The sequence below is a fragment of the Jatrophihabitans sp. genome (assembly GCA_036389035.1).
Lineage (GTDB): Bacteria > Actinomycetota > Actinomycetes > Mycobacteriales > Jatrophihabitantaceae > Jatrophihabitans_A.
This window is the reverse complement of record DASVQQ010000022.1, coordinates 31212-45991: the sequence shown is the minus strand read 5'-3', so window position 1 is coordinate 45991 and position 14780 is coordinate 31212. Positions and strand designations below refer to the sequence as shown.

Annotated in this window: 12 protein-coding genes; 5 read left to right on the top strand and 7 right to left on the bottom strand. The window is 70.1% G+C overall.

Features of this window, described 5'->3' with window-relative positions:
• Positions 1-26 precede the first annotated feature (26 nt).
• Together VF557_13655 and VF557_13650 are read right to left on the bottom strand one after the other, a co-directional pair.
• Positions 27-1682 (bottom strand): alpha-amylase family protein, encoded by a 1656-nt coding sequence (locus VF557_13655; GenBank protein ID HEX8081250.1) that lies wholly within the window; start codon positions 1680-1682, stop codon positions 27-29.
• A 163-nt stretch (positions 1683-1845) separates the two neighbouring features.
• On the bottom strand, positions 1846-2412 hold the full coding sequence (locus tag VF557_13650; protein HEX8081249.1) for a hypothetical protein: 567 nt from the start codon (positions 2410-2412) through the stop codon (positions 1846-1848).
• A gap of 252 nt (positions 2413-2664) precedes the next feature.
• Here VF557_13650 and VF557_13645 point away from each other — a divergent pair, with 252 nt between their 5' ends.
• On the top strand, positions 2665-3600 hold the full coding sequence (locus VF557_13645; protein HEX8081248.1) for an HNH endonuclease: 936 nt from the start codon (positions 2665-2667) through the stop codon (positions 3598-3600).
• A gap of 117 nt (positions 3601-3717) precedes the next feature.
• Here the strand turns inward: VF557_13645 and dinB are convergent, their stop codons facing one another.
• Positions 3718-4908 carry a DNA polymerase IV gene (gene dinB / locus VF557_13640; GenBank protein HEX8081247.1) on the bottom strand — a complete coding sequence of 397 codons (1191 nt, stop codon included), beginning with the start codon at positions 4906-4908 and terminating at the stop codon, positions 3718-3720.
• A 50-nt stretch (positions 4909-4958) separates the two neighbouring features.
• Positions 4959-5942: an aminoglycoside phosphotransferase family protein gene (locus tag VF557_13635; GenBank protein HEX8081246.1), complete on the bottom strand. Its 984-nt coding sequence runs from the start codon at positions 5940-5942 to the stop codon at positions 4959-4961.
• Positions 5943-6275: 333 nt separating this feature from the next.
• Here VF557_13635 and VF557_13630 point away from each other — a divergent pair, with 333 nt between their 5' ends.
• The 4 genes from VF557_13630 to metC all read left to right on the top strand — a co-directional run bounded on the left by VF557_13630 (position 6276) and on the right by metC (position 11304).
• Complete coding sequence (locus tag VF557_13630; GenBank protein ID HEX8081245.1) at positions 6276-7445, top strand: ATP-grasp domain-containing protein; 1170 nt, start codon at positions 6276-6278, stop codon at positions 7443-7445.
• Positions 7446-7555: 110 nt separating this feature from the next.
• Positions 7556-8821 carry a hypothetical protein gene (locus VF557_13625; protein HEX8081244.1) on the top strand — a complete coding sequence of 422 codons (1266 nt, stop codon included), beginning with the start codon at positions 7556-7558 and terminating at the stop codon, positions 8819-8821.
• Positions 8822-8838: 17 nt separating this feature from the next.
• Positions 8839-10038 (top strand): hypothetical protein, encoded by a 1200-nt coding sequence (locus VF557_13620; GenBank protein ID HEX8081243.1) that lies wholly within the window; start codon positions 8839-8841, stop codon positions 10036-10038.
• A 57-nt stretch (positions 10039-10095) separates the two neighbouring features.
• The gene (gene metC / locus VF557_13615) at positions 10096-11304 is read left to right on the top strand and encodes a cystathionine beta-lyase (GenBank protein ID HEX8081242.1); all 1209 of its coding nucleotides are present in this window, start codon (positions 10096-10098) and stop codon (positions 11302-11304) included.
• Here metC and VF557_13610 read toward each other — a convergent pair.
• The 3 genes from VF557_13610 to VF557_13600 all read right to left on the bottom strand — a co-directional run bounded on the left by VF557_13610 (position 11271) and on the right by VF557_13600 (position 14719).
• Complete coding sequence (locus VF557_13610; GenBank protein ID HEX8081241.1) at positions 11271-12560, bottom strand: MFS transporter; 1290 nt, start codon at positions 12558-12560, stop codon at positions 11271-11273. The genes metC and VF557_13610 overlap by 34 nt on opposite strands.
• Entirely contained in the window at positions 12557-13831 is a 1275-nt protein-coding gene (locus VF557_13605) for an ATP-grasp domain-containing protein (protein ID HEX8081240.1), read from the bottom strand. The genes VF557_13610 and VF557_13605 overlap by 4 nt, the downstream gene beginning before the upstream one ends.
• A gap of 231 nt (positions 13832-14062) precedes the next feature.
• The gene (locus VF557_13600; protein ID HEX8081239.1) at positions 14063-14719 is read right to left on the bottom strand and encodes a GNAT family N-acetyltransferase; all 657 of its coding nucleotides are present in this window, start codon (positions 14717-14719) and stop codon (positions 14063-14065) included.
• Positions 14720-14780 lie beyond the last annotated feature (61 nt).

The following is a 14780-nucleotide window of genomic DNA, read 5'->3' as shown; positions in this document are numbered from 1 at the left end:
GCTGGTTCCCGGCCGGCTGAGCTGGGTCAGACCTTGGAGCTGCGGCGCAGCCGGATCCAGCGGTAGCCCCAGCCGTTCAGCTCCAGGTGCGCCAGGTTCTTCGCCGGCGGCTCGTACCGGCCGTCGGCCAGCACCTCGTGCGGCCTCTTGCCGGTGTCGATGCCGCTCAGGTCCAGCGTCACCGGCGTCGCGGCGAGGTTGTGCAACAGCAGGATCGCGCCTTCCGGGGCGTCGAAACGGTGCGCCAGCACCGAGCGCGGCAACGGCCGGTCGATCACGCTCACCTCGCCCACGCCGATCTCCGGGCACTCCCGCAGCACCCTGATCAGCTCCTCGAACCAGCGCAGCAACGACTGCCGGTCCAGCTGCTGGGCCTCGACGTTCACCCGCTTGGCGGAGTAGGCGCCCCGGGTCGACACCGGCCTGATCAGCTCGGCGACCGGGGCGGTGGAGAAGCCGGCCGCCCGGCTGTCGTCCCACTGCATCGGGGTGCGGACCGAGAGCCGGCCGGGCAGCGCCAGCTGCTCGCCCATCCCGATCTCCTCGCCGTAACGCAGCACCGGGGTGCCCGGCATGCTGAACTGCAACGCGTAGGCCAGCTCGATCCGGGCCCGGTCGCCGTTCATCATCGAGGCCAGCCGGCGGCGGATGCCCCGGCCGTAGATGCGCATGTCCTGCTTGGGGGCGAAGGCCGCCATCACGTCGCTGCGCTGCTCGTCGGTCAGCTTGCTCAGATCGAGCTCGTCATGATTGCGCAGGAAGGTCGCCCACTGGGCCATCGCCGCCAGCTTGGGCATGCTGCCCAGCGCCTCGACCAGCGGCTCGGCCTCACAGCGGGCCAGCGCCAGCCACAGTTTGGCGTTGAGGCCGAAGGCGAACATCAGGTGGGCGCGGTCGTTGGGCCCGTCCAGCGCCGCGGCGCAGTACTTGGGAAGGTCCTCGGGGGCGACGTTGGCCTCGCACAGCAGCACCGCCTCGCCGTTGCGCCACTGGATGTCCTGACGCCAGTCGTCGAGGATGGTGAAATCCATCGGGCCCGGGTTGACGCCGGGGGTGGTCTGCTCGATCACGAACGGCGCCGCGTCGATCCGGAAGCCGGACGCTCCCAGCTGCAGCCAGAAGCCCATCACCTTCTTGATCTCGGCGCGCACGGCGGGGTTCGACCAGTTCAGGTCGGGCTGGAACTCGTAGAAGCGGTGGTAGTACCAGAGCTTGGCCGCGTCGTCCATCGTCCAGGTCTCGGTCTGCTCGCCGGGAAACACCATGCCCTGGCGGCGGTCCGGCGGCTCGTCCTCGGTCCAGACGTAGAAGTCGCGGTACGGGGAGTTCGGGTCGCTGCGCGCGGACTGGAACCACGGGTGCTGATCGGAGGTGTGGTTGACCACCAGGTCCAGCACCAGCCGGATGCCCCGCGAGCGGGCCTGGGTGGCCAGCTCCACGAAGTCGCCGAGGGTGCCCAGCTGCGGGTGGACGCCGTAGTAGTCGCTGATGTCATAGCCGCCGTCGCGCTTGGGCGAGGGGTGGATCGGGTTGAGCCACAGGCAGGTCACGCCGAGCCGGGCGAGGTAGTCCAGCCGGCTGATCAGCCCGGGCAGGTCTCCGCAGCCGTCGCCGTTGGAGTCCTGATAGGTGTCGACCTCGATGCAGTAGATGACCGCTTCCTTGTACCAGCGCTCAGACACCCGCAGTCCCTTCGGTCCGGTGCAGCGGTGACGGGAGTGCCATTAGACCAGCAGCGCCGCAGTTCGAGGCGTCGTGTTCGGCGCGCGGCCCTTCACAAGTCTATGTAACAAACTTGTTAAGCCGACCTCTTCACGCCCTGAACCCGGCTACCTTGGATTGTCATTATTCATCCGTCGAGAGACTTCTCGTGAACTTTGCCGCCTTACAGGCGTGGGCCGGCCGGCGCACGCTCCGGTTCTGGATTCCGGCCGCCTTCGTCGCCTTCGTGCTGGTCGTCGCGGCACTTCCGCGGCAGCAAACCTCGGACGCCCGGACGGCGCCGAACGGGCTGCATGCGACCGCCACCAGCTCGCCCTCGCCGAGTGCCGGCACGAGCAGCGCGGCGCTGGCCGAAGCTGCCGCCGCGGCGAGCCGGGCGGCGCTGGCGTCCGGGCAGGCGGCCCAGTCAGCCGTCGCGTCCCGCTCGGCGGCCGCGGCTTCCCGCTCCGCTGCGGCATCCCAATCCGCTGCGGCGTCCCGGGCTGCCGCCAGCGCGGCGACATCGCGCTCGGCCGCCGCTTCCCGCTCCGCTGCGGCCTCTCGCTCCGCTGTCGCCTCACGCTCCGCTTCCGCCAGCGCGTCCGCGTCCCGATCTGCCGCCGCGTCACGCTCGGCTGCCGCAGCCGAAGCGTCCCGATCAGCGGCCGCCGAAGCGTCCCGGTCCGCCGCAGCGCAGCCGCCCGCTCCCACCGAGGACTGCGGCGGCTATGACCCCTGCATTCCACCCGGCCCGGACGTCGATTGCGCCAGCGGTAAAGGCAACGGCCCTCGCTACGTGCAAGGACCGGTCTCTGTGACCGGCGACGACCCCTACGGCCTGGATTCGGACCTGGACGGAATCGGCTGCGAGTAGCGGCCCGATTCAGCCGGTGCCGGCATGCGGTCACGCTATGTGCTCTCCCGCCTCTTGGTGGCGGGCTTCCTGAGCGACACAATGCCGCTGTGAGGACCTACGTCGGGGTGACTGATACCCGGTGGTATCGGTTCCTCGCCGCACGGCCCCATCTTGAGGAAGTGAATTTCTGGCGCCCGGGAGGCGACCGCCGATTCGGTGCGCTGACACCCGGTGAACCTTTCCTCTTCAAAACCCACTCTCCGCACAACCAGGTTGTGGGTGGTGGTTTCTACAGCGAGTTCGCGTCGTTGCACGTCTCGGAGGCCTGGGAGTTCTTCGGCGAAGGGAACGGTGCCGAGAGCCTGCAAGAATTGCGGATCCAGGTGGGACGTTACCGAGCCCAACCGATCGCCCCGGAGGACGACCCGAAGATCGGCTGCGTTTTCATACGGGACACGCGACTCTTTGCACCGGAAGACACAGTGGGTCCGCCGCCCGACTTTGCCTCCAACATCGTCCAAGGCAAGACCTACGACCTCACGACGTCCTCAACGGCCAGCTATTTCGAAGCGGTGATGAGAAGGCTGCTCGACGCTCCGGCGAACCCTGCCGAGGTCCCGCCATGGCACCGGCCGGGGCCGGTGTACGGCGATCCGCGGCTGACCCCGTACCGGCTTGGCCAACACGCGTTTCAAGCGAAGGTCTTGGACGCCTACTCCCGCCGTTGCTCGATCACCGGAGACAAGATCCGACCGGTCTTGCAAGCGGCACACATCCGCCCGTTGCCAGTGGGTGGGGAGCATCGCCTGGACAACGGCCTGCTGCTTCGATCTGACGTGCACACCCTGTTCGATCGTGGGTACCTGGGAGTCGATCCCAAGTACCGCCTGCTGGTCAGCCGTCGGTTGCGCGAGGAGTTCGGAAACGGCGAGCAGTTCTACGCTCGCGCCGGACAAACGATCAGCGTGCCGGAGCGCCGCCATGACCGTCCGAACCCGGAATTCCTCGAGTGGCATGCCGATGAGGTGTTCCGGGCTTCCTAGCCGATTAGCGGAAGATCGTTGGCCGCCCAGCAGGGCCACACGCCGACCGAAGCCCTGCTCAGCGGCCAACCATCGCCTCCGGCCGTCAGAACCGACCCATCAGCCGGGCAGCAGCGCTCAGTCCGGCAGCAGCGGGACGGTGAGCCCGGGATCGACGTTGAGCAGCACCCCACGGGTGATGGCCGAGCTGCCGTAGCGGTCCTTGACCCGATCCACCACCGAGTCCAGCTTGTGCGGGCTGCGGCGCTCGAACGGCAGCTCCAGCTGGATGGCGTCGGCGTTGTCCAGGTTGCTCAGCGTCACCCCGATCAGCGTGATGCCCTGCTCCCGGATCAGCCCGGCGTTGGCCCGCAGCAACCGGCGCAGCGCGGTCAGCAGCACCGCGGTGTCGTCGGTGGCCGCGGCCAGCGTGTGCGATCGGGTGACCCGGTTGAAGTCGTCGAAGCGCAGCCGCAGCACCACGGTCCGGCAGACCCGGTTGGCCCCGCGCAGCCTGCGGCAGACCCGGTCCACCAGCACGATCAGCCGGCCGTCCAGCTCGGCGGGTGAGAGCCGGCGGCGGCCGAGCGCGGCCTGCGCGCCGATGGACCGGCGCCGGCGCCCGACGGTGACCGGCCGGGGATCGGAGTTGTGGGCCAGCGCGTGCAGGTGCCGCCCGGACGCCGCCCCGAGCATCGCCATCAGCGCCCGCTCGTCCACCGCGGCCAGCTCGGCGACCGTGGAGATCCCGCGATTGCGCAGCTTCTCGGTGGTGACCCGGCCGACGCCCCACAGCCGTTGCACCGGCAGCGGGTAGAGGAAGGCCAGCTCACCGTCGACCGGCACCACCAGCAGGCCGTCCGGCTTGGCGACCGCGCTGGCGACCTTGGCCAGGAACTTGGTGCGGGCCACCCCGACGGTGATCGGCAGGCCGACCCGCTCACGCACCGCCCGCCGGAGGCCCGCCGCGATCTCGGGCGCGGGGCCGGCGATCTTGCGCAGCCCGCGGACGTCGAGAAAGGCCTCATCGATCGACATCGGCTCCACCAGCGGCGTGGTGTCGGCGAAGACCTCGAACACCGCCTTGCTGGCGGCCGAGTACGCGCTCATCCGGGGTGGCACCACGATCGCCTGCGGGCACAGCTGCCGGGCTTGCCGTCCGCCCATCGCGGTGCGCACGCCGCAGGCTTTGGCCTCGTAACTGGCAGCCAGCACCACACCGCCGCCGACGATCACCGGACGGCCGCGCAGCCGCGGGTCATCGCGCTGCTCGACCGAGGCGTAGAACGAGTCCAGGTCGGCGTGCAGGATCGACGGTTCGACAACCACCGCTACAGAATCGCACAAGTGTTCGATTAAAGGTAGCTCTTCCGCGCCGGTCAGGCGAGCGTGGCGAGCACCTCGCGTACCTCGTCGTAGGTGTCTGCCAGCCCCGGTTCGGCCAGCCGGCGCCGCTCCAGCCGGACGCCGACCAGGTGCCGGGCCAGGTAGAAGCGCGCCCGCAGCTCGTCCTCGCCGGAGGAAGGCAGCGGACCGTAGCTGTCGAAGAACGCCGCGCGCTCGGCCCCCTGGCGCTGGAGGGCGCGATAGATAGTCCAGTCGGCCAGCGGGTCGCCCCACCAGCCGCGGTCGGAGTCCACCAGGCCGGTGATCGTCGGCGCCGCCGCGGCCGGGTCGAGCAGCACGTTGACGGTCCACAGATCACCGTGCAGCAGCCTGGGCTCGCTGACCTCGTCGAGCACGGCGTGGCGTCGGGCGGCCGCGTCGGCCAGCCGGTGAACGTCCTCGGCGTCCAGGCCGGCGTCGCGCAGGTCGGCCGCCGCGTCGGTGAAGTAGCCGACCAGCGCCTGGCTCCAGGTGTCATACGCCGGGCCGGCTACCGGGCCGAACCGCCGGCCGCGCACCTCGTGCACGGTTCGGGCGATGCCGCCCAGCTGGCCGTAGAAGCCCGCCCAGGCCGGCCGCGGGTACCCCGCGAGCCCGTCGGGGGCCGGCACCCCGTCGAGCAGGCTCTGGAAGAGGTAGTCGCGTCCGAGCAGCTGGTGGGTGAAGTCGACCGCGAGCGTGCGCGGCGTCAGCTCGCCGAGGCCGGCCAGGTAGGGGGCGGTGGCGTGCTCGTTGCGCATCAGCGCGCGCTCGATGCGAAACTGCCGGGCGGGCTCGGGCGCTACCCGCAGGATGACCGGCCGGCGACCGTCAAGCTCCACCCGGTAGGTGCTGTTGTAGGCGCCGAGGCCCAGCTCGGTGGCCGAGGTCACGTCGACGCCGGCGCCGAACGCCCGCCGGCACATCGCCCGGACCTGCTCGGCGCTCACCGATTCCTGAAAGGCGCCTGCCGCACGCTCGATCGGCCGAAACTCCACGTGTCTCCTTCTGCCTCATCATGCTCAACCACCGGGTAACGATTCGGTAAGGCGTGCTGGCGGATTGGCTAGATAAATACGGCATTGACCGCATGTTCACTGGTGCGGTGTCGAGGTGATTGGTCCGGTCCCGTCACGCTTTCTCTTGATAGCCCTTCCGCGGAGCGCTAAAAATTTTCCCATCGAATGTATTAATCCGGCGTCGGAGGGTTCTTACCCCTGCGTACGAGGAGGAGATGCACCGGTCGTCCGCGGATAACAGTTCCGACCCGGACGTCGGGATCGAAGAAAGCGCAGGGCCAAGCACATGCACGGCAGCACGGGGGTTCGGTCATGACCGGCCTTGTCGTTCTCGGCGCCAACACCAAGGTGGCCCAGGCGGCCGCGACGCTTCCGGTGGACCTCATCCACGTCCAGCACCCGGGCGCCTCCGACGCGCCCGAGCTCGAGAACGGCGCCGCCACCGTCTTCACCGTGGACTACCGCGAGCCCGCCACCTTCACCACGTTCATCGACGAGGTGCTCGCGCCGCTGTCGCCGCTGGCGGTGGTCTCGCTCACCGAGCCGGGGCTGGAGCCGGCGGCGGCCGCCACCGAGCGGCTGGGAACCCCCGGCACGGCGCTGAGTGTCGTGCAGGCCATCCGCAACAAGCTGATCATGCGCCGCGTCCTCGCGCACAAGGCCCCGCACCTCAATCCCGCGTTCGCCGCCGGGGACGACCCGGACGCCATCGCCCGGCTGTTCGCCGAGCACACCCCGGTCATCGCCAAGCCGGTCGACGGCAGCGGCAGCAGCGAGGTGGCGCTGATCCACCGGCCGGCCGACCTGCCGCCGCACCGGCGCACCGCCGCCACCCTGCTCGAGCAGTTCGTCGGCGGACTCGAGGTCAGCGTCGAGTCGCTGTCGGCCGGCGGGCGCCACACCACGATGGGCATCGCCCAGAAGGGCACCACCACCGGATTCGTCGAGCTGAGCCATGTCATGCCCGCCCCGTCGCTGACCGAGCGGCAGCGGCAGCTGGTCGAGCGGGCCGTGGCCGAGGTGCTCGACGCGCTCGGCCTGACCGACGGCCCCAGCCACACCGAACTCAAGATCGACGGTGACCAGGTCACCGTCATCGAGACCCACAACCGGATGGGCGGCGACGGCATCGCCGACCTCGTCCAGCTCACCACCGGCGTCGACTGGCGCCGCTCGGCCCTGGGCTGGGCGGTCGGCGGCGGCGCCCCGCGGACGGCCGCCATCGCGCCCGCCGCCGCAACCGTGTTCTTCACCGCCCCACCCGGGCAGGTGACCGCCGTGGCCAGTCAACCCACCCTGGCGCACGGCAGCATCGTCGACTGGGCCATCTCGGCCCAGGTCGGCGAGACGGTGAAGCCGCTGCAGAGCTCCCTGGAGCGGTTGGGCTTCGCCGTCCTGACGGCAGACAGCGCCGAACAGTGCGCGCTGGCCGTGGCAGAGCTGACGGCCCTGCCGATCGTGACGACCCAACCCGCCCGGTAACCCGCAGTCCGCCGGGTCACCGGGCGCCGGACCCACTCGCATCCGAGGGACCCCCGGCATCGCCAGAGACCACCCGTACCGCCAGCCCTACAACTACTCCAGAGGACGACATGCTCGTAGACAACGCCCCCATCGCTTACGACTTCCACGGCGACACCCCGTTCACGGTCCCGTTCGCCGAGATCCGTCCCGAGGACATCCATATCTATCTCGACCTCGACACCAAGGTCGGCAGGAACACCTGCGGGCAGAAATGCGCCCACTGCTGGTTCGTCAACTACGAGAAGGTCTATAACAAGTCCTTCGAGATGGCCGAGGGTCCGCTGATCAAGGCGAGCCTGGAGGCGCAGGGGTACCGGGTCTACCCGCGCTACGTCGACAGCTTCGCCTACGACGGCGAGTTCATGCGGATGTACGGCCCGGCCAACAACCGGGAGTTCCGCCAGGAGTCCGACCACAAACCCACCGAGACCATGGAGAAGGGCGACGCCTGGACCAGCGGCCGGCCGTTGCTGGCCGACAACTACATCGAGCTGCTCGACCTCGCGCGCGAGAGCGGCTACGGCACGATCTCCATCACCTACCACGGCGTGATCGACGAGAACCTGGCCGTCATCGACGACGGCAGCTACCCGATCAAGGGCGTGTTCAGCGGCGCGGACACCGAGCGGGTGCTCGCCCGCATCCAGGACTACAACCGGCAACGGCGGCTGACGGCCCAGCGCACCGGCGAGCCGGCTGATGAGTTCCGGGTCAACATCGGCGTCACGGTCGGCCGGCACAACCACGGCCGCGAGTCGCTGGTCCGCTACGCCCATTACTTCAACGCGCTCGGCGTCGACACGGTGCGGTTCAACAACTTCTCAGACCACGGCGGCCGGCACCCGCAGCTGCAGCTGGACCACCCCGAGATCGAGCAGGCCTACCGCGACCTGAAGTGGCTGCACGACAACGTGGAACTGCGCTTCCAGCTCGCGGTCAGCGAGGACTTCGGCACGTTCGGCATCAAGGCGATGGGCTTTCCCGGCCACGTGGGATGGTGCCGGGCCGGCCGCCAGCTGTTCGCGGCCATCCCCGCCGAGGAGCAGCTGCTGTCGGACTCCGACGGCGAGCGCCTGGAGAAGATCGGTGACATCGTCGGCTGCGTCAACACCTTCGAGCCGCACCTGGGCATCCTGGTGCGCAGGCTCAGCGGGCCGGACCGGCAGGTCAGCTACACCGCGCAGTTCGACCACCAGGCGATCAACGACTTCACCGGCAAGCGCCTGGCCGGCGTCTACAAGGACGGCTGCTTCGCCCGCGAGCTCTCCGAGGAGGTCGGGCTGGTGTCCCGGGTTCCCGAGCGCCGCCGGCTGCCCGTCCTGCAGAGCCGCTGAGAGAGGACCGTCTTAAGATGCCATCGGTTCTGATCTTCGCCAAGACGCCCTACTCCAAGACCCCGTATGACCAGTGGCTGGCAGGCTCGGGCTTCGAGCCGGTGATCCTGACCCCCCGCGAGTACGCCGAGGGCTATGCCCACCTGCCCCACGTCCACGCCTTCGACGACTACGACACCAACCAGCTGGTCGACAAGACCGCGCTGCGGCTGGCCCAGAGCCATCAGGTGCAGGCCGTGTTCGCCCGCGCCGAGGCAGACGTGGTGCGCGCCGCGCAGCTGCGCGAGCTACTGGGCCTGCCGGGCCAGCACACCGCCAGCGCGCTGGCCTTTCGGGACAAGGTGTTGATGAAGAACCACCTGGCCGGCGGGCCGGTGGAGATCCCGGCCTACAGCGCGCTGGACTCGGCGTACACCGCTCTGGATTTCATCGAGCAGCACGGCTACCCGGTGGTGATCAAGCCGGTGTCGGAGTCGGGCTCGCTCGGCGCCAACATCATCAACGACGAGACCGACCTCGACAACTACCTCCGCCACCCGTGGCGGGGCGTCAGCCAGATCGAGAAGTTCATCGAAGGGCCGATGTTCCACATCGACGGCCTGGTGATCAACGGCGAGGTGGCCTTCATCCACGCGTTCCGCTACGTCAACGACTGCCTGGCGTTCCGCAACAACGACTGGCTGGCCCACCACTCGCTGGCGGCGGAGGACCCGCTGTTCGAGCGGCTGGTCTCGGCCACCAGGTCGGTGCTGGCGCAGCTTCCGACGCCACGCCACACCGCCTTCCACACCGAGCTCTGGCTCACCCCCGATGACCGGGTGGTGTTCTGCGAGATCGCCAGCCGGACCGGCGGCGGCATGATCCCCCCGATGGTCAGGTACTGCTTCGGCATCGAGCTGGACAAGGAGTGGCTCTACGCAGAGTGCGGCCTGCCCAACACGTTCCCGGCGCCTCAGTACCGCCCCGGCGGCGGGCTGCTGATCCCGCCGTCCCGCGGCCTGCTGGAATACCTGCCGATGGGGGGCGAGCCGGACTGCGTCCGGGAGGTGAGCATGGCAGGAAGTTCGGGCCAGGTGTATCAGGGAGGGGTCAAGTCGGGTCTTTACCTTGCGGGATACGTCGTTGCCGGCCAGACCGAAGACGACGTAGCCGCGAACATGGAGACCGTGGCCACCTGGTTCAACGAACAGGCCAGGTGGGCGCCGGTCGGAGCCTGATCACCGGGCCCATGTTGACCACCTGGCCAACTTAAAGCTCGAAGCGGAGACAGTGTCGTGATCCACCGGCAGACCTCATTCGAAACCCGCCTGGTACGCGCGGGATGGGAGCCGCACCTGCAGGAGGGCTACATCAACCCGCCGGTCTACCGGAGCTCGACGGTCCTCTACTCCGACGTCGCCAGCATGGAGCGCTCGCAGGCCGACCCGCTGCGGCGGGACCTGCCGACGTACGGGCGCTTCGGCACCCCCACCAGCCGGGCCTTCGAGCTGGCGCTGACCGAGCTCGAGGGCGGCTACGCCGCGGTGGTGACCTGCTCGGGTCTGGCCGCCATCACGACCGCGCTGATGGCCTTCGTCAAGGCAGGGGACCACATCCTGGTGAGCGACTCGGTCTACACCTCCAGCCGGCGATTCTGCGACTCGCTCGCCGCCTTCGGGATCGAGACCGAGTACTACGACCCCCGCGTCGCCGGCGGGATCGCCGACCTGCTGCGCCCCAACACCCGCCTGGTGTACCTGGAGTCGCCCGGCTCGACCACCTTCGAGGTCCAGGACGTGCCGGCGATCACCAGCGTGTGCCGGGACCGCGGCGTCGTCACGATCGTCGACAACACCTGGGCCACCCCGGTGTTCTGCCGGCCGCTGGAGCTGGGGGCCGACGTGGTCGTGCACTCGGCGACCAAGTACCTCACCGGTCACGCCGACAGCATCCTGGGCGCGATCGTCTGCACCGAGGACACCTACGGCCCGGTCCGCAGCGCCGCGATCCGGCTGGGCCAGACCGCCGGCGCCGACGACGTCTACATGGGCCTGCGCGGCATCCGCACCCTGGGGGTCCGGCTGCGCCAGCACCACCAGCAGGCGCTGGAGCTGGCCCGCTGGCTGCAGGAGCAGGACGAGGTCAGCCAGGTGCTCTACCCGGCGCTGCCCGGTGACCCCGGGCACGAGCTGTGGCGCCGGGACTTCTCAGGCGCCGCCGGGCTGTTCAGCATCGTGCTGAACCCCTGGTACGGCAAGGCCGAGGTGGACGCCATGCTGGAGCGGCTGCGGCTGTTCGGGCTGGGGCACAGCTGGGGCGGGTACGAGAGCCTGATCGTGCCGGCCGACCCGTCCGCGCACCGGCTGCCCGGCTCCTGGCAGGAGCCCGGCATCGTGCTGCGGGTGCACGTCGGGCTCGAGGACGTCGAGGACCTCAAGCGGGATCTGGCGGCGGGGCTTCGACAGCTGTCTCAGGACTGCTGCTCTGAGCTGGCAGCGGTCTGAGCAGTTAGCAGCGGTCTGAGCACCACCGCGGTCAGCACACCGGCCGCGGTGGTGACGGCGCCGAAGTAGAGCCAGCCGTTGGGCGTCGGGAACAGCAGGCTGGTGATCAGCCACGGCCCCACGATGGACTGCATGGAGTTGCCGAGCTGGAAGGTCGACAGGTACTCCGTCCGGCGGTGCGGGTCGGCCAGGTCGTAGGAGATCGTCCAGCTGCTGCCGGCCTGCCAGAGTTCGGCGAACGTCAGCAGCAGGATGGCGAGAGTCGCCAGCGCCAGAACCGCCCAGACCCGCTCGGTGAGGTGCGCGAGCTGGCTGGCCACGCCGAAGCCGGCCAGCGCCAGCCCGGCCCACAGGGCCGCGCGCACCGCGCCGGGCAAGGTCTGGCTGGTCCTGGCGAACCGGGCCTGCAGCAGCACGGCCAGCACCGTGTTGACGGTGACCAGCACGCCGACGAACACCGCCGGCAGGGTGGTGTGCTCGGTGTACCAGAGCGGGAACGCGATGGCCAGCAGGGTCATGTGGACGACCAGCACGCCATTGAGGGCGGCGGCGGCCAGGTAGCGGGGGTCGGCGACCAGCCGGAGCTTGCGCCGGGCCACCCCGCCGGGGCCGGCGGTGACCCGGTGGATGCCGATCCGCCGCAGCAGGACGGCGACGACGAAGTAGGACAGCGCGTTGCCGCCGATCAGGATCAGGAACGCCGTCCGGGACCCGGTGCCGATGGAGACGGTGGCGACCACCGCGCCGAGGCTGAACCCGATGTTGCGGACGGCCCGGATCTTGGCCAGCGTGTCGACCCGGTCGGCGGCCGGCACCGACGAGCTGACCACCGCCTGGTGCACCGGCGGGATGGTGGCGTCGGTCAGGCCGATGAACGCCGCGGTGAGGGCGAACAGCGGAAAGTCAGTGACGAAGCAGAACGCCGTGTAGCAGATGCCCCGCAGCACCTGCATGCCGATCAGCACCCGGCCCGCCGGGATCCGGTCGGCCAGGATGCCCACCGGGACGCCGCCGAGCAGGCCCACGACGCCGCCGATGGACAGGCCCGCGCCCACCTGGGCCGGGGACAGGCCCACCACGGTGACGAAGTACAGCGCCGAGCCGGTGAGGTACATGCCCGAGCCGATGGCGTCGACCAGCGCCACCACCGACAGCTGGCGGCCGGCCTTCGACCCCGGGATCAGCTGGCCGTGCAGGGCCCGCATCGCCCAGTGCCGGCTCGGCGCCGGCGGGCTGCCGGTGGTCCCCAGACTCATGACGCCGTGGTGACCACGATCGCGTTCGCGGCGCGGTCGGCGTCCTGACGTGCCTGCGCGGCATCGGCTGACCGCAGCACCAGATAACCGACCCGGTCCCAGGACGACCGGATCGGCCCGATCCGGTCACCCGGCTGGGCGGTGATCCTGACCCGCTGGACGCCGGGCAGCGTCGCGGCCTCTTCGGCGCCGGCCACCTCGGTCACCGTTCCCGGCGCGGTGGTCAGGAACCGGACGGTCGCGCCGTAGGGCGGCTCGACAGGCAGCTGCGGGTCAGCGCCCAGCATCAGGGTCAGGTAGGCCAGCACGAAGGACCGGTCGAAGGCCAGCGAGATCAGCGTGGCGATCTCGTCGCCGGGCACCCGGGCGGCGCATTCGACCAGGACGGGGCACTGCTCGCTGACGATCCACTCGCAGTGCAGCACGCCGGTGTCGAAGCCGGCCGCGGTGAACAGCCGGGTGGTGGACTCGATCAGGCTGGTGTAGTCCTCACCGGTGCGCGCCCCAGGCACGGTGTGGCCGAGCTCCACGGGGTGCTCACCGGGCACCAGCTGCTTGGCCGTCACGTTGGCGAAGCACCGGCGGCCCTGGCGGACCAGCATCTCGACGCTGTACTCCGGTCCGGAGATGGCTTCCTCGACTATCACCTCCGATCGGATTCCCGAGGCCGGAACCAGCTTCGCCTCGTCGACCGCGCTGGCGTGCTCGAACGCGGCGGCCGCCTCACCGGTGTGCGGGTTGACGAACCGGACGCCCAGGCTGGCCTGGCGGGCCGTCGGCTTCACCACGCACCGGACGCCGACCTCGTCGACGAAGGCAGCTGCCTCGGCGGCGCTGGACACCACCGCGAACCGGGGGTTGCGCAGTCCCGCCGCGGCGGCCGTCCGGCGTTGCCGGGCCTTGTTCCGGAACACCGCGGCGGCTTCTGGGCCGGCCCCCGGCAACCCCAGCAGGGCCGCCAGCCGGGCCGCCGGCTCGACCGCGTACTCGCTGCCCGGCAGTACCGCCCGGGCCGCCCGCAGCGCCGGCTCGGCCGCGACCAGCGCGTCGATGTTCGGCAGTTCCTGGTACTCGGTCAGCATCAGCCGCCCGACCAGCGGATCGGCGTCGGTGGCCTTGGCGACCTCACGGTTGGCCGCGACCACCGGATCCTCGATCACCAGGACGCCGCCGGCCGGCACCCGCTCGGCCAGCGGCTCCAGCAGGGTCCGGCTGTAGCCGACCAGGACGATGGCGCCGGGACCCAGCCCGGACAGGTCGAACCCGGTCATGATTCGGGCTTGGCCGGTGTGGTTCGGAACTCGGCCGAGAGCGTGTGGTGCAAGGCGTTCTCCTGGGCAACTCGAACCACCCGAGGGGCCATGGGTGCCAGCGATCCTACCCAGCGGTGACGCCCGCCGGAAGAGGGCCGCGGCAGGGTTCGGCCGCCGGTTTCAGGGTGGTTCGCAGGCCGGTTCGGCGTGGTTCGGCAAGCCGGTTCAGCGTGGTTCGGCAGGGCCGGTTCAGCGTGGTTCGGCGGGTGGTTCCCGCTGGTCGCCGATTCCGCGCTGCACCCAGGCGACGTCGTGCCAGCTGCCGTGCTTCCAGCCGACCCGGCGGTAGATCCCGGCGGGCTCGAATCCCAGCGCGCGGTGCAGCCCCTCGCTCGCGTCGTTGGGCAGGGTCATACCGGCCAGCAGCATCCGGTAGCCGCGCTCGGCCAACCGGGCGAACAGCGCCTCGTACAGGGCCCGGCCGGCGCCGCCGCGGCGCAGCCCGACTTCGAGGTAGACGCTGACCCCGCAGGAGAACCGGTAACCCGCCCGGGGACTGAAGGGCCCGCCGTAGGCGTAGCCGACCACCCGCCCGCCGACGGTCGCCACGTCGGTCCGCTCCTCGCTCGTGCCTCGCTGCGATGCTCCCTCAGCGGTCGCCACTTCGGTCTGCTCCTCGCTCGTGCCTCGCTGCGATGCTCCCTCAGCTTCCAGCACCAGCCAGGCGTGACTGCGGACGGCGCTGGCGATGCGCTCGGCCATCTCGGCCGGCGACGGCGGTTCGGTCTCGAGCGAGATGGCGGTGTCGGTGACGTAGGGCCGGTAGATCGCCGCGCAGGCCGCGGCGTCGCTCTCGCGGGCGTCCCTGATGACGGCGTCCCTGAGAAGAGGGTTGCCGCCGATCATGTCAGCGATCGTAATGGGCTGACCAGGCATGATGAGCCGGGTGAGGAACCGACGACCCGCC

Excerpts from the sequence above, each read along its gene's own strand:
- VF557_13630 (HEX8081245.1), top strand. The coding sequence starts at position 6,276 with ATGACCGGCCTTGTCGTTCTCGGCGCCAACACCAAGGTGGCCCAGGCG.
- VF557_13625 (HEX8081244.1), top strand. The coding sequence starts at position 7,556 with ATGCTCGTAGACAACGCCCCCATCGCTTACGACTTCCACGGCGACACC.
- VF557_13620 (HEX8081243.1), top strand. The coding sequence starts at position 8,839 with ATGCCATCGGTTCTGATCTTCGCCAAGACGCCCTACTCCAAGACCCCG.
- VF557_13610 (HEX8081241.1), bottom strand. The coding sequence starts at position 12,560 with ATGAGTCTGGGGACCACCGGCAGCCCGCCGGCGCCGAGCCGGCACTGG.
- VF557_13605 (HEX8081240.1), bottom strand. The coding sequence starts at position 13,831 with ATGACCGGGTTCGACCTGTCCGGGCTGGGTCCCGGCGCCATCGTCCTG.
- VF557_13600 (HEX8081239.1), bottom strand. The coding sequence starts at position 14,719 with ATGATCGGCGGCAACCCTCTTCTCAGGGACGCCGTCATCAGGGACGCC.